This is a genomic window from Streptomyces araujoniae (assembly GCF_050871195.1).
GTDB lineage: Bacteria > Actinomycetota > Actinomycetes > Streptomycetales > Streptomycetaceae > Streptomyces > Streptomyces bacillaris.
Window position 1 is genome coordinate 2,858,952 of sequence record NZ_CP194070.1, and the last position, 22,796, is coordinate 2,881,747.

20 protein-coding genes and 1 tRNA gene are annotated in these 22,796 nt (G+C 72.3%); 10 read left to right on the forward strand and 11 right to left on the reverse strand.

The annotated features are described in order from the left end of the window. Positions 1-73: 73 nt before the first annotated feature. From ACQ9ZG_RS12090 to ACQ9ZG_RS12105, 4 genes are all read left to right on the forward strand, one after another. On the forward strand, positions 74-487 hold the full coding sequence (locus ACQ9ZG_RS12090; RefSeq protein ID WP_018492860.1) for a hypothetical protein: 414 nt from the start codon (positions 74-76) through the stop codon (positions 485-487). Continuing rightward, complete coding sequence (locus ACQ9ZG_RS12095; RefSeq protein WP_028417641.1) at positions 484-1,293, forward strand: helix-turn-helix domain-containing protein; 810 nt, start codon at positions 484-486, stop codon at positions 1,291-1,293. Before ACQ9ZG_RS12090 ends, ACQ9ZG_RS12095 begins: the two co-directional genes overlap by 4 nt. Before the next feature lie 38 nt (positions 1,294-1,331). Next, positions 1,332-1,799, forward strand: a complete 468-nt coding sequence (locus ACQ9ZG_RS12100) for a roadblock/LC7 domain-containing protein (protein WP_084995050.1) — start codon at positions 1,332-1,334, stop codon at positions 1,797-1,799. A 108-nt stretch (positions 1,800-1,907) separates the two neighbouring features. After that, entirely contained in the window at positions 1,908-2,282 is a 375-nt protein-coding gene (locus ACQ9ZG_RS12105; RefSeq protein WP_018492857.1) for a hypothetical protein, read from the forward strand. A 16-nt stretch (positions 2,283-2,298) separates the two neighbouring features. Here the strand turns inward: ACQ9ZG_RS12105 and ACQ9ZG_RS12110 are convergent, their stop codons facing one another. Both ACQ9ZG_RS12110 and ACQ9ZG_RS12115 read right to left on the reverse strand, forming a co-directional pair. Next, a complete protein-coding gene (locus tag ACQ9ZG_RS12110) occupies positions 2,299-2,838 on the reverse strand; it encodes a hypothetical protein (RefSeq protein WP_028417639.1) in 540 nt (179 codons plus the stop codon). A 125-nt stretch (positions 2,839-2,963) separates the two neighbouring features. Next, positions 2,964-3,809: a MurR/RpiR family transcriptional regulator gene (locus ACQ9ZG_RS12115; RefSeq protein WP_258312514.1), complete on the reverse strand. Its 846-nt coding sequence runs from the start codon at positions 3,807-3,809 to the stop codon at positions 2,964-2,966. Positions 3,810-4,029: 220 nt separating this feature from the next. Here ACQ9ZG_RS12115 and ACQ9ZG_RS12120 point away from each other — a divergent pair, with 220 nt between their 5' ends. After that, positions 4,030-4,491 (forward strand): hypothetical protein, encoded by a 462-nt coding sequence (locus ACQ9ZG_RS12120; RefSeq protein ID WP_099219453.1) that lies wholly within the window; start codon positions 4,030-4,032, stop codon positions 4,489-4,491. Between the two features lie 824 nt (positions 4,492-5,315). Here the strand turns inward: ACQ9ZG_RS12120 and ACQ9ZG_RS12125 are convergent. Further along, positions 5,316-6,722, reverse strand: a complete 1,407-nt coding sequence (locus ACQ9ZG_RS12125) for a cystathionine beta-synthase (RefSeq protein WP_018492853.1) — start codon at positions 6,720-6,722, stop codon at positions 5,316-5,318. 232 nt (positions 6,723-6,954) lie between these two features. Between ACQ9ZG_RS12125 and ACQ9ZG_RS12130 the strand changes: the two genes are divergently transcribed. The 3 genes from ACQ9ZG_RS12130 (at position 6,955) to ACQ9ZG_RS12140 (ending at position 10,720) form a co-directional block, all read left to right on the forward strand. Beyond that, positions 6,955-7,962 (forward strand): SGNH/GDSL hydrolase family protein, encoded by a 1,008-nt coding sequence (locus ACQ9ZG_RS12130; protein WP_018492852.1) that lies wholly within the window; start codon positions 6,955-6,957, stop codon positions 7,960-7,962. 273 nt (positions 7,963-8,235) lie between these two features. Continuing rightward, positions 8,236-9,456, forward strand: a complete 1,221-nt coding sequence (locus ACQ9ZG_RS12135) for an acetyl-CoA C-acetyltransferase (RefSeq protein ID WP_028417635.1) — start codon at positions 8,236-8,238, stop codon at positions 9,454-9,456. A gap of 370 nt (positions 9,457-9,826) precedes the next feature. Next, positions 9,827-10,720 (forward strand): hypothetical protein, encoded by an 894-nt coding sequence (locus ACQ9ZG_RS12140; RefSeq protein ID WP_499280462.1) that lies wholly within the window; start codon positions 9,827-9,829, stop codon positions 10,718-10,720. A 120-nt stretch (positions 10,721-10,840) separates the two neighbouring features. Here ACQ9ZG_RS12140 and ACQ9ZG_RS12145 read toward each other — a convergent pair whose 3' ends face one another. The 3 genes from ACQ9ZG_RS12145 to ACQ9ZG_RS12155 all read right to left on the reverse strand — a co-directional run bounded on the left by ACQ9ZG_RS12145 (position 10,841) and on the right by ACQ9ZG_RS12155 (position 12,587). Continuing rightward, positions 10,841-11,158, reverse strand: a complete 318-nt coding sequence (locus ACQ9ZG_RS12145) for a hypothetical protein (protein ID WP_028417633.1) — start codon at positions 11,156-11,158, stop codon at positions 10,841-10,843. 272 nt (positions 11,159-11,430) lie between these two features. Then, positions 11,431-12,312: a Bax inhibitor-1/YccA family protein gene (locus ACQ9ZG_RS12150; protein ID WP_109916540.1), complete on the reverse strand. Its 882-nt coding sequence runs from the start codon at positions 12,310-12,312 to the stop codon at positions 11,431-11,433. Positions 12,313-12,501: 189 nt separating this feature from the next. After that, positions 12,502-12,587: transfer RNA gene (locus tag ACQ9ZG_RS12155), tRNA-Leu, on the reverse strand. A gap of 551 nt (positions 12,588-13,138) precedes the next feature. Between ACQ9ZG_RS12155 and ACQ9ZG_RS12160 the strand changes: the two genes are divergently transcribed. Both ACQ9ZG_RS12160 and ACQ9ZG_RS12165 read left to right on the forward strand, forming a co-directional pair. After that, positions 13,139-13,909: an ABC transporter ATP-binding protein gene (locus tag ACQ9ZG_RS12160; RefSeq protein WP_028417631.1), complete on the forward strand. Its 771-nt coding sequence runs from the start codon at positions 13,139-13,141 to the stop codon at positions 13,907-13,909. 106 nt (positions 13,910-14,015) lie between these two features. Further along, complete coding sequence (locus tag ACQ9ZG_RS12165) at positions 14,016-16,550, forward strand: ABC transporter permease (protein WP_109916541.1); 2,535 nt, start codon at positions 14,016-14,018, stop codon at positions 16,548-16,550. Between the two features lie 128 nt (positions 16,551-16,678). On the opposite strand, the gene ACQ9ZG_RS12170 is transcribed toward ACQ9ZG_RS12165, so the two are convergent. The 5 genes from ACQ9ZG_RS12170 to ACQ9ZG_RS12190 all read right to left on the reverse strand — a co-directional run bounded on the left by ACQ9ZG_RS12170 (position 16,679) and on the right by ACQ9ZG_RS12190 (position 22,695). Then, on the reverse strand, positions 16,679-18,019 hold the full coding sequence (locus ACQ9ZG_RS12170; RefSeq protein ID WP_099219456.1) for a class I SAM-dependent methyltransferase: 1,341 nt from the start codon (positions 18,017-18,019) through the stop codon (positions 16,679-16,681). A gap of 277 nt (positions 18,020-18,296) precedes the next feature. Beyond that, positions 18,297-19,685 carry an NAD(P)/FAD-dependent oxidoreductase gene (locus ACQ9ZG_RS12175; protein ID WP_109916542.1) on the reverse strand — a complete coding sequence of 463 codons (1,389 nt, stop codon included), beginning with the start codon at positions 19,683-19,685 and terminating at the stop codon, positions 18,297-18,299. A 426-nt stretch (positions 19,686-20,111) separates the two neighbouring features. After that, complete coding sequence (locus tag ACQ9ZG_RS12180; protein ID WP_258312291.1) at positions 20,112-21,062, reverse strand: arsenic resistance protein; 951 nt, start codon at positions 21,060-21,062, stop codon at positions 20,112-20,114. An 83-nt stretch (positions 21,063-21,145) separates the two neighbouring features. Then, on the reverse strand, positions 21,146-22,087 hold the full coding sequence (locus ACQ9ZG_RS12185; RefSeq protein ID WP_109916544.1) for a Ppx/GppA phosphatase family protein: 942 nt from the start codon (positions 22,085-22,087) through the stop codon (positions 21,146-21,148). Then, positions 22,084-22,695, reverse strand: coding sequence for a DUF501 domain-containing protein (locus tag ACQ9ZG_RS12190; protein WP_109916545.1), 612 nt, complete (start codon positions 22,693-22,695; stop codon positions 22,084-22,086). The genes ACQ9ZG_RS12185 and ACQ9ZG_RS12190 overlap by 4 nt, the downstream gene beginning before the upstream one ends. Between the last annotated feature and the right edge of the window lie 101 nt (positions 22,696-22,796).

Here is a 22,796-nt window from a genome sequence, read left to right on the forward strand (position 1 = left end):
ACCTCCACCTGCCGTGAGCACGTTGCGTAGCCTCAGGGTCACAGCCGTACGCCGCGTCGGGAGGGGAATCCGCGTGCCCGGAATCGACGAGTGCCTGCTCGAAGTCATGAGGCTGCCCGGTGCCCGTGGCGCCTCGGTGGTCGACTGGACGAGCGGCCTCGCGCTCGGCACCATCGGCGAGTCCCCCAACGGCGACCACGAGGCGACGGCGGCCGAGACCGCGGAGGTCGCCCGGATGACCGCCGAACAGCCCGCCTTCGCCCGCCTGGTGGCAGGAGGCTCCGCCGACGGCTCCGGGGAAGCGCCGGGCACCGCCGTCGAGGACGTCATCGTGACCACCCAAGACGGTTACCACATGCTCCGCTTCGTCGAGACGGCTTTCGACAGCAGCGTCTTCCTCCACCTCTGGCTGAACCGCTCCGAGGGCAATCTCGCGCTCGCCCGGTTACGCCTGGGCGAGCTGGCCGAGCGGCTGGTGCTGGCGTGAGCGCGATAGCCGCCGACCCCGGCGCCGAGACGGACCGGCTCCCGGTCCTCTCCCCGATGCTCCAGCGCCTCGCCGCCGAACGGGCCACCGGCGCCCTGATGCGCGACCGCGGCACGCTCTACCTCGCGGAGGGCCAGGTGGTCCACGCTGAGAGCCCCGCCACCCCCGGCATCGACGTGCTCCTCACCACCGGCGGCACCCTGCGCCACGAGGGCTGGTGGGACGCGGTGGCGCAGGCCGGGGCCGGACAGCGGGTCGGCCGCTATCTCGTCGACAGCGGCCATGTGCCCGGCGGCGCGCTGGAGCTGTGCCACCTGGGCGCGCTGTACGACGCCGCGTTCTTCGCCCTCGCCCCGACCGGCACCCCCGCCCGCTTCCGCTACGGGGTGTCCCACTGGATCGGACCGGTGCGGCCGGTCCCGGTGGCCGCCGTCCAGCGCGAGACCCTGCGCCGGCGGGAGCTGCTGGACCGGATCTGGCCCGACGCCGCCTGCGACGGCGCCCCCGTCCTGCGGAGACCGGCCCACCCGGGCGCCGGCCCCGTGCCGTACCGCCAGCGCGCGGTCCTGGAGCTGGCCGACGGCGTCCGTACGGCCTCCGACATCGCCCAGGCCCTGGGCCGTTCGGCGTTCCACATCCTGGTCGACCTGCGGCGGCTCGCCGCGGCCGGCCTGGTGGAGGCGGTCCGCGAACAGCCGCTGCCCGCCACCGCCACGACGGCCGGCCGGATCACGCTCCCCGAGGTGACGGCCGACCCCGACATCGCCCTGCTGCGCCGGCTCCGAGACGCATTGGAGGCCCTGTGATACGCGCGCTCAGACAGCGTGCCGGGAGGAGACAGCTGATGGTTCCCGAGGCCGAGACGCGGAGTGTCCTCGACGAGCTGCAGCGGTTACGGGCCCGGGTCCCCCTGCTCTCCGGGGCGCTGGCCGCCTCCACCGACGGCCTGGTCCTGGCCCACGACACCCCGGGCATCGAGGCCGAGGGCGTCGCCGCCCTCACCGCCGCCGCGCTCGGCGTCGCGATCCGGATGACGGAGGCCACCGGCCGCGGCGGCTTCCGGGAACTCCTGGTCCGCGGCGAGAGCGGCTACATCGCCACCTACGCCGCCGGCTCCTCCGCCGTCCTGACCCTGCTGGCCGAGGACCGCATCAACGTCGGCAGGCTCCATCTGGAGGGCCGCCGCGCGGGCGCCCGCATCGGCGAACTCGTCGACTCCGCCCTGGAACGCGTCGAGCGCACGCCCCCCATGCCCCGTACCGCCCCGGCGCGCACCACCCAGAACCGCACGCTCCCGCAGCGCCCCACGTAACCGCTCCTCCCCCACACGCACGCACCACGACCACCCACCACACCCATGCCACTCACGCGGAAACGGACCCGGTCACCGCGACCGGCCACGGAAAGGAAACGAGCCTCCATGGCGAACACCGAAGCGTCACTGAAGGAAGCGATGAGCTCGATCGAGGGCACCACGGGTGTCGCCCTCGTCGACTACACGAGCGGGATGGCCCTGGGCACGCTCGGCGGCGGCAAGGACTTCAACCTGGAGGTCGCGGCCGCGGGCAACACCGATGTGATCCGCGCCAAGCTCCGCACCATGGAGCACCTGGGCCTCAAGGAGGAGATCGAGGACATCCTCATCACGCTGGGCACCCAGTACCACCTGATCCGGCTGCTCAAGACCCGTGGCAGCAACGGCCTCTTCCTCTACCTGGTGCTGGACGCGAGCCGCGCGAACCTGGCGATGGCCCGCCACCAGCTGAAGAAGATCGAGGCCGAGCTGGAGGTCTGAGCCCCTCCGGCTCCGCTCACCGGTGGCGACGCCGCGCCCCGCCCGGCGCGGCGTCGCCCGCCGCCGGACCGGTCGTCCGGTGCCCGTGCACGCCCTTGGCGACCGGGCTGCCGTTCCCGGCCCAGTCGGTGCGCACCCAGTACAGGACGTCGTCCCGGCGCTCCCGCTGCCCGATCCGTACGGCCTTCGCCCAGAGGCCGGCCCCCGCGCCCGCGAGGACCAGCCCACCGGCGCCCGGCAGCGCGAACGAGGAGGCCACGGCCACGACGAACGCCCCCAGCAGCCACCACCGGTGCCCGCGCCGCCACGCCCGTACGGTCACGGCCCGGTCCTGGAGGAAGTCGCCGCGCCCGGCCCGTGAGGCCCCCCGGGCCAGCTCCGCGTACCGTCCGCCGCGCGCCAGGGCCACGGCCGCCGCCGTGACGATGAAGAGCGCGGCCCCGGCCAGCAGCCCGATCCGGCGCCCGGCCGGCCCCGGGACGAACGCCCCCGCGGCGGCGGCCACCAGCCCGGCCCACCACAGCGGTGCCGCCCCGGCCCGTACGATCACGGCCACCCTCGCCAGCGACTGACCTCCACGTCCCACGTCCGCACCCCTCTCGCACGACGGGCCCGTCCGGCCCGGTCTCCGTTCCGGGGGCGGAGATTAGCGGCCCCGGATGAGGGGCCCGTGAGAAACGGTCACTCCACGAACAGGCCGCGCGCCGCCGCCCGTACGTCGAACTCCTCGAGCCTCGCCTGGGCGTCGGGGAGTTCGTCGCACATCGCCTCCAGCAGCACCCGGCCCAGCAGCATCGGGGCGCAGACGGTGTCGAAGGAGAGGCCGGAGCCGATGGCCGCCGGGAGGAGGAGATCGCTGTGCTTCGCGACCGGGGCGAAGGCGGAGTCCGCGACGGTGATGACGGTGAGCCCCTGCGCTCCGGCGTACGCCAGCGCCTCCACGGACTCCTTGGGGTGGCGGGGCAGCGCGAAGCACATGAGGGCGGTGGCACCGGCCCGGCGGGCGGAGTCGATGCGGTCCAGGAGCATGGAGCCGCCCTCGTCGAGGACCCGGACGTCGGGGTGGACCTTGGCCGCGAAGTACCCGAAGCCGCGCGCCTGCGAGGAGGCCGCGCGCAGCCCCAGCACGGGCAGCGGCCGGGATCCGGCGAGCAGCCGTCCCGCCCGCTCCACGGGTCCGGGGTCGGCGAGCAGCTCGGAGAGGTGCTGGAGGTTCTCGATCTCGGCGCGGACGGCCTGCTGGTACTCGTTGTACGTCTCCCCCGCCTCCTCCTGCTCCGCGTCCGCGGGGGCGACCTCGCGGAGGTGGCGGCGGAGCGCCGGGTAGCCGTCGAAGCCGAGGGCGACGGCGAAGCGGGTGACGGAGGGCTGGCTGACCCCGGCCAGCTCGGCCAGCTCGACGCTGGAGAGGAACGGGGCGTCGGACGCCCGGCGCACCATGCAGTGCGCGATACGCCGCTGGGTGGGCGTGAGCCGGTGCCCTTCGAAGAGCCGCTGCAACCGCGCGGCGGGGCTGCTCCCACTCATGCTGTCCCCTTGCTGGGCGTTCTCCTGCCGGATAGGCCGCCGGGTCCGTTGCCGGATCCCGTGGCCGGATCCGTCGCGCCCTGATCGGCGCCGACGGATCCATTCAGCCAGGAAGGCTCCTGCATGTCCATATGCAGCGGTGGAGGGGCGGCTTCCTCCCCGGGAAATACGGGGGTTAGCCCCCGTGTTCGGGGCCGTCGGCGCTCGTAACGTAACGGGTATGGAAGCACGGGACCACGAGCTGAAGAGGGAGCTGGCCGCCACGCTCCAGGCGCGCGGCGAGCTGGGGCCGGAGTACGAGTCGGCGCTCGTCGACTCCTTCCTGGAGAAGGTCGAACAGCGTCTCGACTCGACCATGGACCGCCGGGTCCGGCGCCATCTCGCCGAGCAGCAGGTGACGGCCGCCCGGGGTCCCGGGGCCGCTCGTCCGCCGTCCGCCGCGGGGGTGGGGACGGCGGGTGCGGCGGCCGGTTTCGGGGAGCGGTTCGGTTTCGCGGTCGTCTCGCTCGTCCTGGCCGTGCCGCTCTCCGCGATCGGAGTCGTCAACGCGGGCATCGAGGGGCTGGTGGTGGCCTGGCTGGGGATCGTGGGGGTGAACGCGGTGCACGCGGCGCATTACGGGGGGCTGTTCAGACAGCGGGAGCGGGAGCGGCGCCGCGCGGTCCCGGAGTGGCAGGAGTGAGCGGGCGAGGAGAGGAGTGGGCGGAGGGGAGCAGGAGAGCAGGGGAGGAATGAGCCGCAGGGGGCAATGGGCTACAGGGGGGAATGAGCCGCAGGGGCGGGAGGGGATCCTCCGGGACCATGGGCGTGAGCGCGGGCGCGGGCGAGCGGGAACGGGCGAGCGGGAACGCCCGTGCGGGAACGCCCGTGCGGCCGGGCCCACGAGGGGTCCGGCCGCACGGTGAGGTATATCGCGGGGGCCGCCGCACCCCCGGTGGCCCGGGGGGCGGGACGACGGCGGTCCCCGCGAGGGACGCGGTCCGGGTCAGGGCCGGATGGCCGCGTCCGGGCGACGGTGGAGGTCCGGGAGCCGCTCCGTAGTCCGGTGTCGCCGTTCTGGGTGCCGGCTGGTCTCCCTGCCGACACCCACTAATCTGCCGGAGCCGTGTTAAGCGGGTGCTGCGCCGACGTGACGTGCTCGTACCGTTTTCGCGAAGCCCGGGCCACCCCGCGCGGATACCCGGTCCGCGCGGGCCGCGCCGGCCGGACCCGCGGGGGCCCGACGGCGGCGGACCGGGTCCACGCGCCGCCAGCCGGTCAGGTCCACGCACCGACGCCGGACCGGATCTGCGGGGCCGGGCACCGACCGGCCAGGTCCACGCGCCGTCGGCCGATCCAGGTCAGGTCCGCACGCCCGGCCGGTCCAGGTCCGGTCCGCGAACCGACGGCCGTAAACCGGCGACCGCATCCACGCGCCGACGACGGCCGACCGGGTCAGGGCACCGACGGCCGGTCGGACCTGCCAGGCTGGACACCGACCGGCCAGGTCCACGCGCCGTCGGCCGGTCAGGCCTTCGCGGTGCCCGCGTCCTTCGCGAGGAACGCGAGCACGTCCTGCCTGCTGACGACGCCCTTCGGCTTGCCCTCGACGAGCACGATCGCCGCGTCGGCACCATCGGCACCGCTGAGCGCGGCCATCAGGTCCTCGACCGGCTCGCCGGAGCCGACCTGCGGCAGCGGGGCCGACATGTGCTTCTCCAGCGGGTCGGTCAGGGAGGCGCGCTGGGTGAACAGGGCGTCCAGCAGCTGCCGTTCCACGACGGAGCCGATGACCTCGGCGGCCATCACGTCGGGGTGTCCGGCGCCCGGCTTCACGATCGGCATCTGGGAGACGCCGTACTCCCGCAGGACGTCGATCGCCTGGCCGACCGTCTCGTCCGGGTGCATGTGGACCAGCGAGGGCAGCGGGCCCTCCTTGAAGTTCAGCACGGCGCTGACCTGCGGGGAGGAGCTGGTGTCCTCCAGGAAGCCGTAGTCGGCCATCCACTCGTCGTTGAAGATCTTGCTGAGGTAGCCGCGGCCGCTGTCGGGCAGCAGCACCACGACCACGTCGTCCGGGCCGAGCCGCCTGGCGACCTCCAGGGCCCCGACGACCGCCATGCCGCAGGAGCCGCCGACGAGCAGGCCCTCCTCCTTGGCCAGGCGGCGGGTCATCTGGAAGGTGTCCTTGTCGGAGACCGCGACGATCTCGTCGGTGACCTCCGCGTCGTAGGCGGAGGGCCAGAAGTCCTCACCGACGCCCTCGACCAGATACGGGCGGCCCGAGCCGCCGGAGTAGACCGAGCCCTCCGGGTCGGTGCCGATGACCTTGACGGCGCCGTTGCTGATCTCCTTGAGGTAGCGCCCGGTGCCGGTGATCGTGCCGCCGGTGCCGACGCCCGCAACGAAGTGGGTGATCTTCCCCTCCGTCTGCTCCCACAGCTCGGGACCGGTGGTCTCGTAGTGCGAACGCGGGTTGTTCGGGTTGGAGTACTGGTCGGGCTTCCAGGAGCCCGGCGTCTCGGCGACCAGCCGGTCGGAGACGTTGTAGTACGAGTCCGGGTGCTCCGGGTCGACCGCGCTGGGGCAGACGACGACCTCGGCGCCGTACGCGCGCAGCACGTTGATCTTGTCAGTGGACACCTTGTCCGGGCAGACGAAGATGCACTTGTAGCCCTTCTGCTGGGCGACGATCGCCAGGCCGACGCCCGTGTTGCCACTGGTCGGCTCGATGATCGTGCCGCCGGGCTGGAGCTCGCCGCTCTGCTCGGCCGCCTCGATCATCCGCAGGGCGATACGGTCCTTCACCGACCCGCCGGGGTTGAAGTACTCGACCTTGGCCAGGACGGTCGCCTGGATGCCTGCCGTGACGTTGCGCAGCCTCACCAGCGGGGTGTTGCCGACAAGAGTGATCAGCGAATCGTGGAATTGCACCGTGTACTCCGGGATCTCCGAGATGGTCCGGCCCAGAGTATGCGTACGGGCCGCACGATGCGCACGGAAGCCCAGCACCCCCGGAAAAGCAGGCTGGAAAGGACGGTCGGACACGGAGCGTACGGATACCCGGACGGACCGTGCGATTGGGCGGCGCCCCTCGCGGGGCAGGTAGGTAGTTGTAGGGCGGTACGGCGAGGAGGAGGTGGACCGGACTGTGTCGAGAGCAAGGGTGGCACGGCGGATCGCGGCGGGCGCGGCCTACGGCGGCGGCAGCATCGGACTGATCGGTGCGGCGGCCGTCGGCGTGTTCCTGGCGGAGGTCCAGCTCGCGAAGAGGCAGGTGGGCGGCGGTACGGCGCCGGTCCCACCCAGCGCGGACGGTCGGTACGGGGTGGCGTTCGCCGGCCCGAACGACCCGTTGCGGCTCGGGATGCTCGGGGACTCGACGGCGGCGGGCCAGGGGGTGCGGCGGGCCGGGCAGACCCCGGGGGCGCTGCTCGCCTCGGGGCTCGCGGCGGTGGCCGAGCGGCCGGTGGACCTGCGGAACGTGGCCCTGCCGGGGGCCAGGTCGGACGATCTGGAGCGGCAGGTCTCACTGCTGCTGGCGGACCCGGCCCGCACCCCGGACGTCTGCGTGATCATGATCGGGGCGAACGACGTCACCCACCGGATGCCCGCCACCCAGTCGGTGCGCTGCCTGACGACGGCGGTGCGCAGGCTGCGGACGGCGGGGGCGGAGGTGGTCGTGGGGACCTGCCCGGACCTGGGCACGATCGAGCCGGTCTACCAGCCGCTGCGCTGGCTGGCCCGGCGGGTGAGCCGGCAGCTGGCGGCCGCGCAGACGATCGGGACGGTGGAGCAGGGCGGGCGCACGGTCTCGCTGGGCGACCTGCTGGGCCCCGAGTTCGCGGCGAACCCGCGCGAGCTGTTCGGGCCGGACAACTACCACCCCTCCGCCGAGGGGTACGCCACGGCGGCGATGGCGGTGCTGCCCACCCTGTGCGCGGTGCTGGGCCTGTGGCCGGAGTCGGACCGGCTGGACGGCTCGCGCCGCGAGGACATCCTCCCGGTGGCCAAGGCGGCCTCCCAGGCGGCCCGCGAGGCCGGTACGGAGGTCACGGGGGCCCGCGCCCCCTGGGCCCTCCTCAAGCACCGCAGGCGGCGGCGCCTCCCCGCCTCCGCCCAGACGGAACCGGCACCGTCCTCGCACCCGGACGCGGCACACGGCCACACGTAGGGGCCGGGCCCGGCGGCCCGGCCACCGCGGACCTCCCACGGCCCGGGACCGCCGGACCCCGGCCTCCCCCGGCCCGGGGCTGCCGGTCCCGGATCCCCGGGCCGCGCGGGTCCGTCGGACCCCGGCCCCAGCCCCGGCGGGCCACCCTGAGCAAGCGCTTAGAAAAGAGTCACTCATCACATGGCCTGCCGGGTGACCCGGGCGATACGCCCGGGTAGCTTCCAGGGGAGTTCTCTCGTCCACCCAGCTTTCCAGCCCTCATGGAGCCGCGTGATGCCCGAAGCCGTGATCGTCTCTGCCGCCCGTTCGCCGATCGGCCGCGCCTTCAAGGGGTCCCTCAAGGACCTGCGCGCGGACGATCTGACCGCCACGATCATCCAGACCGCGCTGGCCAAGGTCCCCGAGCTGGACCCGAAGGACATCGACGACCTGATGCTGGGCTGCGGCCTGCCCGGGGGCGAGCAGGGCAACAACCTGGGCCGCATCATCGCCGTACAGATGGGGATGGACCACCTTCCCGGCTGTACGGTCACCCGCTACTGCTCCTCCTCGCTGCAGACCAGCCGGATGGCGCTGCACGCGATCAAGGCGGGCGAGGGCGACGTCTTCATCTCGGCGGGCGTCGAGATGGTGTCCCGCTTCACCAAGGGCAACTCCGACAGCCTCCCGGACACGCACAACCCGCTCTTCGCCGACGCCGAGGCCCGCACCGCCGCCCGCGCCGAGGAGTCCGGCGCGAGCTGGCACGACCCGCGTGAGGACGGCCTCGTCCCGGACGCGTACATCTCGATGGGGCAGACGGCGGAGAACCTGGCCCGGTTCAAGGGCGTCAGCCGCCAGGAGATGGACGAGTTCGGCGTGCGGTCGCAGAACCTCGCCGAGGAGGCCCTGAAGAACGGCTTCTGGGAGCGGGAGATCACCCCCGTCACCACCCCGGACGGCACGGTCGTCGCCAAGGACGACGGCCCGCGCGCGGGCGTCACCCTGGAGGGCGTGCAGGGCCTGAAGCCGGTCTTCCGCCCCGACGGCCTGGTCACCGCGGGCAACTGCTGCCCGCTCAACGACGGCGCCGCCGCCCTGGTGATCATGTCCGACACCAAGGCGCGGGAGCTGGGCCTGACCCCGCTGGCCCGGATCGTCTCCACCGGCGTCTCCGGCCTCTCCCCCGAGATCATGGGTTACGGCCCGGTCGAGGCCAGCAAGCAGGCGCTGAAGCGGGCCGGCCTGACGATCGACGACATCGACCTCGCCGAGATCAACGAGGCGTTCGCCGCCCAGGTCATCCCCTCCTACCGGGACCTCGGCCTGCCGCTGGAGAAGGTCAACGTCAACGGCGGCGCGATCGCGGTCGGCCACCCCTTCGGCATGACCGGCGCCCGCATCACCGGCACGCTGATCAACAGCCTCCAGTTCCACGACAAGCAGTTCGGCCTGGAGACGATGTGCGTGGGCGGCGGCCAGGGCATGGCGATGGTGATCGAGCGCCTGAGCTGAGCCGCGGCGGAGGGCGGGGGTCGCACGGGGAACGGGTGCGGCGCGTGCCCGCAGCGGAGACGAGGCTCGGCACGAGCGCCCGGGCCGAGCCCCGCAGGCCCCGTACGGGCTCGCACCGGCCCCAGGCTTCCCTTCTCACCGGGTGTCCGAATCCGGCCGAGCCCCGACCGTGACCGAATCTCCCCCAGGATGTGATCTGCGTCCCGGGGGAGAGCCATTTCCCCAGGTCACGGGCTTTTGGGGCTAAACACAGGACCGAAAGACCTGTCCATTTCGTGACGTAATGCACTGACAGGCGGTACGACTACAGGCCAAGCTGATGTAGGAAGTCGGGGGTATCGATTGAAACCGGGAGTTGTCAGTGAGCGCCATGTCATTTGCCCTGTTGCTGACCACCGCCGCTGCCACGGCCGTCGGCGCCGCCGCGCTGCATGCCGCTCACGGGCTGCGCAAGCAGGTCGCGGGCCTGCGCACGGAGCTGGCCGAGGGACGCGCTCTCGGTGCGTCGGTGCCCCCGCAGAGCCGTCACGCCGCCACCCCGGCGGAGGAGATACGCGCGGCCGTGGCCGACGCGCTGGCCGAGGAGCGCGAGCGCGAGCTGGCCGAGGCGCGCGCCTTCTGGGCCGCCCAGGAGGCCCGTGACGCGGCGGACACCCCCTCGCTGCTGGGCGGGGTGCCCGTGCTCGGCGAGGAGACCCCCTTCTACCTTCCGCGCCAGTCCGACTTCGCGGGTCTGGAGTCGCTGGACATCGAGGCGGCCGAGGCGATGGAGGAGCTGAGCGAGCGGACCCTCGCGGAGCACGAGACGGCCGACATCACGGGCGAGTTCGCGGGCGAGTTCGCCGGTGAGTTCACGGACCTGACGGAGATCGCGGACCACCCCGAGGACTCCCCCGAGCTGGCCGCGGCACGCCGCCGCCACCCCTCGCACCCGGACTTCGTCCCCGTGCAGACGCCGGTGGTCACCGACCACGAGCGCACCGTGAGCCGGCTGGAGGAACTGGCCGACCTGGCCACCGAGCTGACCGATGTGCGGCCGGGCCCGCTGGGGACGCTCGATGTGTACGTCTTCGCCGACGGCACCACGCTCTGCATGACCCCCGGCCACCGCGAGACGGCCGAGCGGCTCGCGGACGCGCTGCGGGCGGGCCGGCAGCCGGTGCTGCTGGGCGGTTCGGGCGTCTCGGGCGCCTACGCCCTGACCTTCTCCTGCGGCGAGGAGAACGTCTACATCCTCGCGGACCGCGTCATCGCCTCGTTCTGACCCGTCCCCGCCCGACCAGTGGGCACCCGACCCGCAAGCACCCGTCCCGCCCGACCGGTGGGCACCCGTTCCGGCTCGCGGCTCCGCGACCCTGCGGGCACCCGCCCGCCCCCCCGGCGGTCACGCGAAAGCCCGCGCAGCCGCCCCCTCGACATAGCGCACGGCCTCGTCCAGCTCTCCGGGCGGGGCCGTCACCAGTGCCACCGCCAGATCCCGCCCGGCGACGGCGAGCTGGTCGCCCACGGCGAACATCCCCGCGTCCGGCAGCTCCCGAGGCTCCGTGCCGGGGCTCTCGACGCGCTGGGCCCGTACGGCGAGTTCGCGGGCGGCGGCCAGCGCCTCGGCGGCCGCACCGCGCTGGAGGCGGCTCTGCGGGGCCGAGCGCAGCCGGTCGGCGAATCGGTCCACGGCCAGGATGAGAGGCGTCGTATCGAGCACGCACCGGACCCTACGCGCCCCTCCCACCGCGATGCCAGGCGGACCGGACGGGGCGAGCAGACCGGCAGGGACGACCAGACCGGCAGGGACGACCAGACCGGCGGGGACAAGCTGACCGGCGAAAGCAGGCGGACCGGACGAGGGCGGTGAACACCGACGCCCCTCCCGGCACACCCGACTCCCCGGCAACGCCGAAGGGCCCGCAGGCGCGATGCCTGCGGGCCCTTCCGGTACCGCGGATACGACGAGTGGTGCGGGTCCCGAGCGGTCGGTCAGTCGTCGCCGCTGAGGATGGCGACCAGGCGCAGCATCTCGATGTAGATCCACACCAGGGTCACGGTGAGGCCGAAGGCGGCCAGCCATGCCTCCTCGCGCGGGGCGCCGTACGCGATGCCGTCCTCGACCTGCTTGAAGTTGAGGGCGAGGATGCAGGCGCCGATCACGATGGCCACGATGCCGAAGATGATGCCGAGCGTGCCGCTGCGGAAGCCGAGGCCGTCACCGCCGCCGAAGACGGCGAACAGCATGTTGACCATCATCAGCAGCATGAAGCCGATGGCGGCGGCCATCACGAAGCCGTAGAAACGGCGCGTGACCCGGATCAGACCGGTGCGGTAGGCGATCAGCACACCGGCGAAGACCGCCATCGTGCCGAGCACCGCCTGCATCGCGGCGCCGGGGGCGACGTAGACGCTGACGATGTTGCTGACGATGCCGAGGAAGACACCCTCGAAGGCGGCGTACAGCAGGATCAGCGGCGGCGAGGGCCGGCGCTTGAACGAGTTCACCAGCGACAGCACGAAGCCGATGATCGCGGCGCCGATGGCGACACCGTAGGCGGTGCCCAGGTTCGCCTGGTCGACCGGCATGGCCCACCAGGCGACGGCGGCGGCCACGACGACCAGTCCGAGCGTCATCGCCGTACGCGTCACCACGTCGTCGATGGTCATCGCGTCGGTCCGCGCGGGCGCCGGGGCGCCGGGCTGGACGCCCTGGGCGTAAGGGTTGGTGGCGTACGGGTTTGCGGCGGTGCCCTGCGCGAACGGGTTGGTCCCCGCCGTGGCGGCCCCGGCCTGCGGCGCCGCGTTGAAGCCCGCGTGGCCGTTGTCGCGGCTGAACCCCCGTCGCGAGAAGACCGGGTTGCTGCTCCTCATCTCACTCCTCCATGGCCACACTGCGTGGCCTTGCGACAAGAGTAATGGGTAGGCAAAAGAAGCACCCTAGTGCCAGGGGAGGATCTTTATCACGGTAGGCCGTCCGGGGGCGGTACGGACGCGTTCCCGGCCCGGGAGACACCGCTCCGTCCGCGCGCCGTCACACCTGGTCACACCCTGTGAGAATCGTGGTGCCCGGAGCCGGACTCGAACCGGCACGCCCCCGAGGGGCAGCGAGGTTTAAGCTCGCCGTGTCTACGTTCCACCATCCGGGCGTGCCGCGCGGCTCCGCGTTGGCAACTGACCCTATCCGGGGGCGTCCCCCGATCAGCGGAACAGTGGCGCGATGTTGTCCTATTTTATTGACCGCCTGAGGGACCGTCAGCACATACGCGCGGTCTCACCACGCACCCACACCGGTTACCGGTCGGCAACAGGCTGTACAGGATTGACGGAAAGTCGCCGCACCCGTACGGCCCAATGCGCCAGGCGCGCGCCACGGTTCGCCAGGGGGTTCGCCACCCTCGGGTTCCGGCCCGGCCGGGAGACCGTCCGCTCCGCGCCCGCGGGCGTCCGCGCGGCCCGCCGACGGAGATCACCCTGAGTCATCGGACCGCCCCTCGGATGAAGCCTCGGGGTCGGTGTCATACCCGAGGAGGACCCCTTCACCCCGGTGATGCGACTCAAGGGGGCCACGGGAACGGGCATAGGGAGTGACGACCCGGGGCCGTCGGGACGTGACGATGGAGTAGTCCCCGAGGCACCGCCGTCAGCGCGGGCCGCGTCCCCGTATGCATCCGCATCCCCCCGAACCAGGAGCGTCCCTGTGACCACCACCCCCACCGTTCACCGCGCCACCACGGTGGCCGCCCGCGCCACGGAGCTGTCGAAGGTCTACGGCGAGGGTGAGACCCAGGTCGTCGCCCTGGACCGGGTGACCGTGGACTTCCCGCAGGGCGAGTTCACCGCGATCATGGGCCCCTCGGGCTCCGGCAAGTCGACGCTGATGCACTGCGTGGCCGGTCTCGACAGCTTCAGCAGCGGTTCGGTGCGCATCGGCGAGACCGAGCTGTCCACGCTGAAGGACAAGCAGCTCACGCAGTTGCGCCGGGACAAGATCGGCTTCATCTTCCAGGCCTTCAACCTGCTGCCGACGCTGACCGCCCTGGAGAACATCACCCTGCCGATGGACATCGCGGGCCGGAAGCCCGACGCCGCGTGGCTCCAGAAGGTCATCGACATGGTGGGGCTCTCGGAGCGGCTCAAGCACCGGCCCACCGAGCTCTCCGGCGGCCAGCAGCAGCGCGTCGCCGTGGCCCGCGCCCTGGCCTCGCAGCCCGAGATCATCTTCGGGGACGAGCCGACCGGGAACCTGGACTCCCGCTCCGGCGCCGAGGTCCTGGGCTTCCTGCGCAATTCCGTGCGCGAGCTGGGCCAGACCGTGGTGATGGTGACCCACGACCCGGTGGCCGCCTCCTACGCGGACCGGGTGATCTTCCTCGCGGACGGCGCGGTCGTCGACCAGATGATCCAGCCGACCGCCGACCGGGTCCTCGACCGGATGAAGGCGTTCGACGCGAAGGGCCGCACGAGCTGACCCCCGCGGTCGGCCGGAGCGGCCGCCGTCCGACGGCCCGCCGCACCGAGACCCGCCCGCCGTGCTCCACGTCCCCCTTCCGGCACCCATCCCAGGACACACAGACATGTTCCGTACCGCCCTGCGCAATGTGCTCGCGCACAAGGCCAGGCTGCTGATGACCGTGCTCGCCGTCATGCTCGGCGTAGCGTTCGTCTCCGGCACCCTCGTCTTCACCGACACCCTCGGCAACGCCTTCCGCAACCAGTCCGCCAAGAGCTACGACGACGTCGCCGTCGCCGTGGAGACCCACGCCGGCGGGCGCGACGACAAGACCCCCGGCCTCGACGCCGCGACCCTGGACAAGATCCGCGCCGTGGACGGCGTGGCCTCGGTCACCGGCCGGGTCAGCGGCTTCGCCGGGGTGGCCGACCCCGACGGCAAGCTCATCGGCAACGGCTGGTCCAACACCGGCGGCAACTTCGCCCCCGGCGAGGACGGCAAGGACTCCGCGTACGACTTCACCCAGGGCGGCGGTCCGGTGAAGGCCGGTCAGATCGCGCTTGACCAGGACACCGCCTCCAAGGGCAAGTACCGCGTGGGCGACCCGGTGCGGGTCGCCACCAACGGCCCGGTGAAGGAGTACACCCTCTCCGGTGTCTTCACCACCGAGGACGGCGCGGTCAACGCGGGCGGCAGCCTGGTGCTGTTCGACACCGCGACCGCCCAGGACCTCTACCTGAAGCCCGGGGTCTTCCAGAACGCCACCGTGGCCGCCGACGCGGGCGCCTCGGACCGGAAGCTGCTGGACGCGATCACCCCGCTGCTGCCGGAGGAGGCCACCGCCCAGACCGGCAAGGCCCTCGCGGACGAGCAGGCCAAGCAGATCGAGTCCGGGCTGACCAGCCTGAACACCATGCTGCTGGCCTTCGCGGGCATCGCCCTCTTCGTCGGCATCTTCCTCATCGCCAACACCTTCACCATGCTGGTCGCCCAGCGCACCCGTGAGCTGGCCCTGATGCGCGCCATCGGCGCCTCCCGCCGCCAGGTCAAGCGCTCCGTGCTGATCGAGGCCGCCGTCGTCGGGCTGCTCGCCTCGGTCATCGGCTTCCTCCTCGGCCTCGGCCTCGCCACCGGGCTGCGCTCCGCGATGGGGCTCCTCGGCGGCAAGATCCCGGCCGGTCCGCTGGTCGTCTCGACCACGGCGGTCGTCTCCGCCTTCGCCGTCGGCGTCCTGATCACCGTCCTGGCCGCCTGGCTGCCCGCCCGCCGGGCCGCGAGGATCGCCCCGGTCGCGGCGATGAGCAGCGTGCACGCCACCGCCACCGTCAAGTCCCTCGTCGTACGGAACTCGATCGGCGGCTTCATCGCCCTGGCCGGTGCCGTGGGCATCGTCGCCGGTGCGGGCGCCGGCGGGACGAACGGCCGCTACCTGGTCGCGGCGGGCGCCTTCCTCGCCCTGATCGGCATCATCATCCTGATCCCGCTGCTCTCCCGCCCGGTCATCGCCCTGGTGCGGCCGCTGCTGAAGAAGCTGTTCGGCGTCTCGGGGAAGCTGGCCTCGCAGAACGCGGTCCGTAACCCGCGGCGTACCGGAGCCACCGCCTCCGCCCTGGCGATCGGGCTGACCCTGGTCACCGGCATCTCGGTCCTCGGTGTCACCCTCGGCCAGGCCATCGACAAGATGACCACGGACAACATCAAGGCCGACTACATGGTCACGATGGCCAGCGGGGACTCGCTCGACGAGTCGGCGCTCACCGCCCTGTCGAAGGCCGACGGCGTCGCCGCGATCTCGCCGCAGCAGGCGGCCTGGTTCGAGGTCGACGGGGAGTACCAGTCCGCCTCCGGCGTCAACCCGGGCGATGTGGAGAAGATCTTCTCGCTGGACACCGTCTCCGGCTCGCTCGCCTCGCTGAAGGACGGCCAGGTCGCGGTCGGCGCCAAGACCGCGAAGTCGAACGGCTGGAAGACCGGCGACACCCTCCCGGTGAAGTTCGACGACGACAAGAAGGGCGAGATCACGATCGGAGCGGTCTACAAGGAGAACGACTTCCTGTCGACCTTCGTGATCCCCAAGGAGCTGGCCGACCGGCACAGCGCCGCCTCCCGCCCCGAGATCCGCGAGATCTGGATCAAGGCCGACGGCGGCGCCGGCAAGGCCAACGAGCAGTCCATCGTGGACGCGCTCGGCGACAACCCGGCGATGAGCGTCATGGACCGGCAGGACATCCGTGACATGTTCGGCGGCTTCGTCAACACCGCGCTGAACATCATGTACGGGCTGCTCGCCATGGCCCTGCTGATCGCGGTCCTCGGGGTCGTCAACACCCTCGCGATGTCCGTGTTCGAGCGCCAGCAGGAGATCGGCATGCTGCGGGCGATCGGGCTCGACCGCCGCCGGGTGAAGCGGATGATCCGTCTGGAGGCCGTCGTCATCTCGGTCTTCGGCGCGGTGATCGGGGTCGGCCTCGGGGTCTTCCTCGGCTGGGCGATCGGCCAGACCCTGGCCGACGACATCCCCGGCTACGCCCTGGTCATCCCGTGGGACCGCCTCGCGGTCTTCCTGGCCCTGGCCGGCCTGGTGGGCGTCCTCGCCTCGCTGTGGCCCGCACGCAGCGCCGCCCGGCTCAACATGCTGACGGCGATCAAGACGGAGTAGCCGGGACCCGGGGAGGCCGGGACGCAGGGACGACGAGGGGCCGGTGCACCGCTGGAGAGCGGTGCACCGGCCCCTCGCCCGTACCCGAGGCGTACGGAGGTCGGCCCCGCGCGCGTCGGGCGTACGGGTCAGCCGCCCGGCTGCTCCGCCTCCGCTGCCTGCACCGTCTCCCCCGGCTGCTCCGTCCAGGCCCGGGAGCGCAGCGGCAGGCGGGCGGACCCGCCGTCCTGGGGGCGCACCGCGAGGATCTGGTTGACGCCGATGCTGTTGCGCTCGAAGGAGAGCGCGGAGGCGGCCATGTAGAGCCGCCAGACCCGGGCCCGGCCCGGTGAGGTGGCCCGTACGGCCTCCTCCCAGCGGCGCTCCAGGTTGGCCACCCAGTGGCGCAGGGTCAGCGCGTAGTGCTCGCGCAGCGCCTGGACGTCCCGGGCCTCGAACCCGGCCTCCTCCAGAAGCGAGAGGGTGCGGCCGACCGGGGCGAGTTCGCCGTCGGGGAAGACGTAGGAGTCGATGAACTCGTCGATGCGGTAGGCGTCCTCGTCCTTCTCGGGGCGCCGGGCGATCTGGTGGTTGAGCAGCCGTCCGCCGGGTCTGAGGAGGGCGAAGAGGACGTCGGCGTACTCGCGGTAGCGGACGGAGCCGACGTGTTCGGCCATCCCGATCGAGGAGATCGCGTCGTACGGTCCGTCGGCGACGTCCCGGTAGTCCTGGACGCGGATCTCGATCCGGTCGGTGAGCCCCTCCTCCGCGATGCGTTTGCGGGCGTGGGCGGCCTGCTCCCGGGAGAGGGTGATGCCGGTGACCTGTGCCCCGTACTCGCGGGCGGCGTGGATGGCCATGGAGCCCCAGCCGCAGCCGACGTCCAGCAGGCGGTCGCCCTCCTTCAGGGCGAGCTTGCGGCAGACCAGGTCGAGCTTGTCGCGCTGGGCCTCCTCCAGGGTGCCGCCGTCCTCCCAGTAGGCGCAGGAGTAGACCATGGAGGGGCCGAGGACGAGGGCGTAGAAGTCGTTGCCCACGTCGTAGTGGTGGCTGATGGCCTCCTTGTCGCGGCGCCTGGTGTGCAGCGGCCCGGTGCGGCGGCGGACCTCCTCGACGGGCGGGGCGGGCGGCGGCCAGGGTCCGGCCAGCTTGAGGAGGCCGGCGGCGAAGGCGCGCACGGCGGGGTCGCGGACCGGGTGGACCGCGTCCTCGGCATCCGCGCCCCGGTCCCACAGGAACCCGGACAGCCGGTCGAGGAGTTCGTACAGATCGCCCTCGACGTCGATCTCCCCGGCCACCCAAGCGCGGGCCAGGCCCAGCTCTCCCGGCTTCCACAGGAGCCTGCGCAGGGCACGGCGGTGGCGGATCACGAGAACGGGGGCGCCGGGCGGACCCGATTCGCTGCCGTCCCAGGCCCTGATGCGGACCGGCAGGGGTTCCGAGAGCAGCTCTTCGGCGAGAGCGGTCAGCCGCGATGCGGCGCGTGCCATGGCGCACACCTCCGTGGTGGTGTTTCCCCGACAAACACAACAAGCTCACTGCGTACGTACGCACTCATGGTTCGCCGTCATGTGCCGCGGTGCCAGTACGCCGTACTTCTCCGTCAACTCTTCCGCCACGCTCCGTCATCCCGCCAGCGGGCAACGAATGGGCAAAGCGCGCGGCGGCGAGCCGTGGACACGCCGAAGGGGCCGTCCGCACCACGGATGGCGGACGGCCCCTTCGGGCGTCGTACGGGGTGCTCCTCGCGGAGCGGTCACCCGGGGGTCAGGAGGCCTTGGCCTTCTCGCCCTCGGGCTTCGCGGCGGCGACCGGAGCCGGGGCCGGCTTGGCGGCCTCGTAGAACTCCTCGCGCGGCGTCTCCATGGCGCCGAGCGAGACGACCTCGCGCTTGAGGAACATCGCCAGCGTCCAGTCGGCGAAGATCCGGATCTTACGGTTCCAGGTCGGCATGGCCAGACCGTGGTAGCCGCGGTGCATGTACCAGGCGAGACGGCCCTTGAGCTTGATCTTCACCTTGCCCATGACGATCATCGCGACGCCCTTGTGCAGGCCGAGACCGGCGACCGCACCCTTGTTGGCGTGGCTGTACTCCTTCTGCGGGAAGCCCCGCATGCCGGAGATCACGTTGTCGCCGAGGACCTTCGCCTGCCGCAGCGCGTGCTGGGCGTTGGGCGGGCACCAGGCGTTCGGGTTGCCCGCGCGGCGGCCGACCATGTCCGGCACCTGGGCGTTGTCGCCCGCGGCCCAGATGTAGTCGGTGCCCTGCACCTGGAGCTTCTCGGTGGTGTCGACGTGGCCGCGGGGGCCGAGCGGCAGACCGAAGCGGGAGAGCGCCGGGTTCGGCTTCACACCGGCGGTCCACACGATGGTGTTGGAGTCGACCTCCAGACCGTTCTTGAGCACCACGTGGCCGTCGACGCAGGAGTCCATGGAGGTGGAGAGGTAGACCTCCACACCACGGCTCTCCAGGTGCTCCCTGCCGTAGGAGCCCAGCTTCGGGCCGACCTCGGGAAGGATCTTGTCGGCGGCGTCGACCAGGATGAAGCGCATGTCCTCGCGCTTCACGTTGGTGTAGTACTTCGCCGCGTCGCGGGCCATGTCCTCGACCTCGCCGATGGTCTCCGCGCCGGCGAAGCCGCCGCCCACGAAGACGAACGTCAGCGCCCTGCGGCGGACGTCCTCGTCGGTCGTGGAGTCAGCCTTGTCCAGCTGCTCCAGGACGTGGTTGCGCAGGCCGATGGCCTCCTCGATGCCCTTCATGCCGATGCCCTGCTCGGCGAGGCCGGGGATCGGGAAGGTACGGGAGACCGCGCCCATCGCGATGACCAGGTAGTCGAAGGGCAGCTCGTAGGCCTCGCCGACGAGCGGCGCGACCGTGGCGACCTTGCGGTCCTGGTCGATGGTCGTGACACGACCGGTGAGAACCTCAGCCTTGGGCAGCACGCGTCGCAGCGGGACGACGACATGCCGAGGCGAGATGCTGCCTGCGGCAGCTTCGGGGAGGAAGGGCTGGTACGTCATGTACGACCGCGGGTCGACGACCGTGACGGTCGCCTCCCCGTACCGCATCTTCTTCAGAATGCGACGAGCTGCGTACAGGCCTACGTACCCACCGCCTACAACGAGGATCCTGGGACGCTCCGTGGTGCTCATGCCATCGAGTATCCACCCCGCCCCAGGGGGGTGCTCGTGAGCCCCTTCACAAGGATTGAGCCACCCTCTGCTACACTTCGCCGCCCGCGTGACCCAGGTCATGGGCCGGAAAGGGAACCCCGTCGGCCCGGGAATCGTTCCTGACCCCCTGTGAGCTGGCCCTTGGCCCTCCCGGAGGGCCGCACGCCCGCCCCTCTTCACACCCGCGCAACACCCTTGGAACGCGCCCGTACGCCTGCCGCGGGGCCCTCTGTACGGCCCGGACGGCCCTTGCGCGCCGGAACTGCGCCCAAGAGGGCCGAATTCCTTGTGAAGAAGTTCACGAAGTTCGGCGTGGCGCGGTGCCCAAAGCCCCCTCCCGGAGGCCTTTTCCCAGCTCAAAGGTGCGGTCGGGGACGCTTCTGAGCAGCCTGGCGACCGCGGGGTTCAGGCCCTCGGAACGGACGGCAGCAGCCGGGGAACGGCCCGCACGTAGACCACCATGCCGATGACCTCGACGAGGGTCTGCGTGACCACGACGACGGCGGCGATCGCGTAGGCGTCGGGCAGCGAGAGCGCGAGGGGCAGCACGACGAGGGAGTTGCGCGTCGCCCCGCTGAAGACCACCGCCCGCCCGCCGGGCACGTCCAGCCGGAAGGCCCGGGCCACCGCCTTCCCGGCGAACGCCGTCACCACCAGGAAGGCGGCGTAGAAGGGGATGACGGCGGCGACGTCGGTGAGGTTCCCGCCCAGCTTCGGCACCTGGGAGGCGACGACCACCAGCAGGGTCGCGGCCATCAGCGGGACCATCGTCGTGGTGGCCGCCTCCGACACCCGCAGCCCGCTCCCCCCGCGCCCCGCCCAGGCCTGGAGCCCCCAGGCCAGCGCGAGCGGGATGACGATCAGGAAGGCGAACGCCTCCAGGAACGGCCCCGCCTCCACGATGTCGCCCAGCCCCGGCCCGAAGAACGCGTACAGGAACACCGGCAGCAGCGCCATCTGCGCGACCAGCAGCAGCGGGGTCGCGGCGAGCAGCCGGCGGGCCGACCCCCCGGCGAGACCGCTGAAGACGATCACGTAGTCGACGCACGGGCAGAGCAGCACGAGCAGCACCCCGAGCCGCACCGCCCGGTCGGCGGGCAGGAACGTGAACATCGCGGCGACCACGAGCGGCACCACGAGGAAGTTCACCACCAGCGCGGCGGAGAGGAACCGCCCGTCCCGCAGCGACCGCAGCAGCTCGGCCGCCGGGACCTGAAGGAAGGTGACGAACAGCAGCGCCCCGAGGACGGGGTTGATCAGCCGCTCGAGACCCGGCCCGAGAGAGGGGACCGCGAGACCGAGCAGGGCACCGAGGGCCATCGCGGCGAGATAGACGGCCACCTGATGGTGTTCCATCCGCTCGACGGCCCCACGCGGCACACCGTCCCCCATGTCGTACGCCCCTCCCCCGCTCCCGCACCCGCCGCCCTGCCGGACGGTTACGCGGCGCTCCAGGCGATCCCGTCCAGGATGTCGTGCTCGCTGACGACGACCTCGTGGGCGCCCGTCCGTTCCATCACGGCGAGCAGGACGAGGGCGCCCGCGGCGATCACGTCGACGCGGCCGGGGTGCATCACGGGGATCGCGGCGCGTTCCTCGTGGGTGGACCGCAGGAGGCGCTCGGTGATCGCGCGGACCTGGCCGCGGGTGACACGGGAGTGGTGGATGGCCTCGGAGTCGTACGCCGTCAGCTCCAGGGCGATCCCGGCGATCGTGGTGACCGTGCCCGCCAGACCGACCAGCGTGGCCGCCTCGGTGAGCGGCACGGACTGAGCGGCCACGTCCAGGGCGGCTTCGACGTCCCTGCGGACGGCGGCGACCCGGTCGTGGGTGGGCGGGTCCACGACGGCGCCGTCCTCGGTGAGGTGGCGCTCGGTCATCCGTACGCAGCCGATGTCGACGGACCGCGCCGCCGCCACCTCGTCCGAGCCGAGCACGAACTCGGTGGAGCCGCCGCCGATGTCGACCACCAGGTACGGCTTCGCCAGATGGTCGCCGCCGGTCAGCTCCTTGGTGGCGCCGTCGAAGGAGAGCTGCGCCTCCTGGTCACCGGTGATCACCTCGGGCTCGACGCCCAGGATGTCCCGGACCCCGGCCACGAAGTCGGCGCTGTTCTCGGCGTCGCGGGAGGCGGAGGTGGCGACGAAGCGGACGCGTTCGGCGCCCAGCTCCCCGATCACGGCGGCGTACTCGCGGCAGGCCGCGAAGGTGCGCTCCAGCGCCTCGGGGGCGAGCCGGCCGGTCCGGTCGACGCCCTGGCCGAGGCGGACGATCGTCATCCGCCGGTCCAGCTCGGTGAAGGAGCCGGTGGCGGGGTCCGCGTCGGCGACGAGGAGCCGGATCGAGTTCGTACCGCAGTCGACGGCGGCGACCCGGGTCACGCGCCCTGCCCTTCGGCGGGGCCGTCGACCGGGCGGAAGGCGAAGTGGCCCCCGTCGCCCTCGTCCACCGTCCAGCCGTCCTCGGCCTTCGGCGCGCACGACGTGACGCACGGGCCCTTGGCCCACCACTCCGGCAGCATCGCGATGGCCTCGTCGCCCAGCGGGTTCACCCCGGGCCCGGCGGCCAGCGAGTGGCCGACCAGGACGTGCAGGCACTTCACCCGGTCCGGCATGCCGCCCGCGCTGGGGAAGCCCTCCAGCACCTCGATGGCGTCCCGGCGGGTGATGTAGTCCTCGTGCGCGGCCCGGTAGGCGTCGGCCAGCTCCGGGTCGGTCTCCAGACGGGCCGTCATCTCCTTCATGACCCCGTTCGCCTCCAGCGTGCCGATCGCCGAGGCCGCCCGGGGGCAGGTCAGGTAGTACGTCGTCGGGAACGGCGTGCCGTCCTCCAGACGGGGCTGGGTCTCCACCACGTCCGGGTTGCCGCACGGGCAGCGGTGCGCGATGGCGCGCAGGCCGCGCGGCGGGCGGCCGAGCTGCTGCTCGAACGCGGCGATGTCCGCGTCGGTGGGCTTGGTGGACTCGGTCTGCGGAGGGGGCGTTTCCATGCCTGCCTTGGTTCTGCTCGGAAGCTCGTCGGGGAAGGGGGCGGTGCGGGGTGCGGTGGCGCGTGGGCCGGTGTGCGGACCGGCCGGTGCGTCGGTACGTG

Bases quoted from the DNA above. Each gene is read 5' to 3' on its own strand.
- ACQ9ZG_RS12135 (WP_028417635.1), top strand. From the start codon at position 8,236: ATGCCCGAAGCCGTGATCGTCTCTGCCGCCCGTTCGCCGATCGGCCGC.
- ACQ9ZG_RS12105 (WP_018492857.1), top strand. From the start codon at position 1,908: ATGGCGAACACCGAAGCGTCACTGAAGGAAGCGATGAGCTCGATCGAG.
- ACQ9ZG_RS12175 (WP_109916542.1), bottom strand. From the start codon at position 19,685: ATGAGCACCACGGAGCGTCCCAGGATCCTCGTTGTAGGCGGTGGGTAC.
- ACQ9ZG_RS12115 (WP_258312514.1), bottom strand. From the start codon at position 3,809: ATGAGTGGGAGCAGCCCCGCCGCGCGGTTGCAGCGGCTCTTCGAAGGG.
- ACQ9ZG_RS12120 (WP_099219453.1), top strand. From the start codon at position 4,030: ATGGAAGCACGGGACCACGAGCTGAAGAGGGAGCTGGCCGCCACGCTC.
- ACQ9ZG_RS12150 (WP_109916540.1), bottom strand. From the start codon at position 12,312: ATGAGGAGCAGCAACCCGGTCTTCTCGCGACGGGGGTTCAGCCGCGAC.
- ACQ9ZG_RS12100 (WP_084995050.1), top strand. From the start codon at position 1,332: ATGGTTCCCGAGGCCGAGACGCGGAGTGTCCTCGACGAGCTGCAGCGG.
- ACQ9ZG_RS12165 (WP_109916541.1), top strand. From the start codon at position 14,016: ATGTTCCGTACCGCCCTGCGCAATGTGCTCGCGCACAAGGCCAGGCTG.
- ACQ9ZG_RS12190 (WP_109916545.1), bottom strand. From the start codon at position 22,695: ATGGAAACGCCCCCTCCGCAGACCGAGTCCACCAAGCCCACCGACGCG.
- ACQ9ZG_RS12170 (WP_099219456.1), bottom strand. From the start codon at position 18,019: ATGGCACGCGCCGCATCGCGGCTGACCGCTCTCGCCGAAGAGCTGCTC.
- ACQ9ZG_RS12140 (WP_499280462.1), top strand. From the start codon at position 9,827: ATGTCATTTGCCCTGTTGCTGACCACCGCCGCTGCCACGGCCGTCGGC.
- ACQ9ZG_RS12180 (WP_258312291.1), bottom strand. From the start codon at position 21,062: ATGGAACACCATCAGGTGGCCGTCTATCTCGCCGCGATGGCCCTCGGT.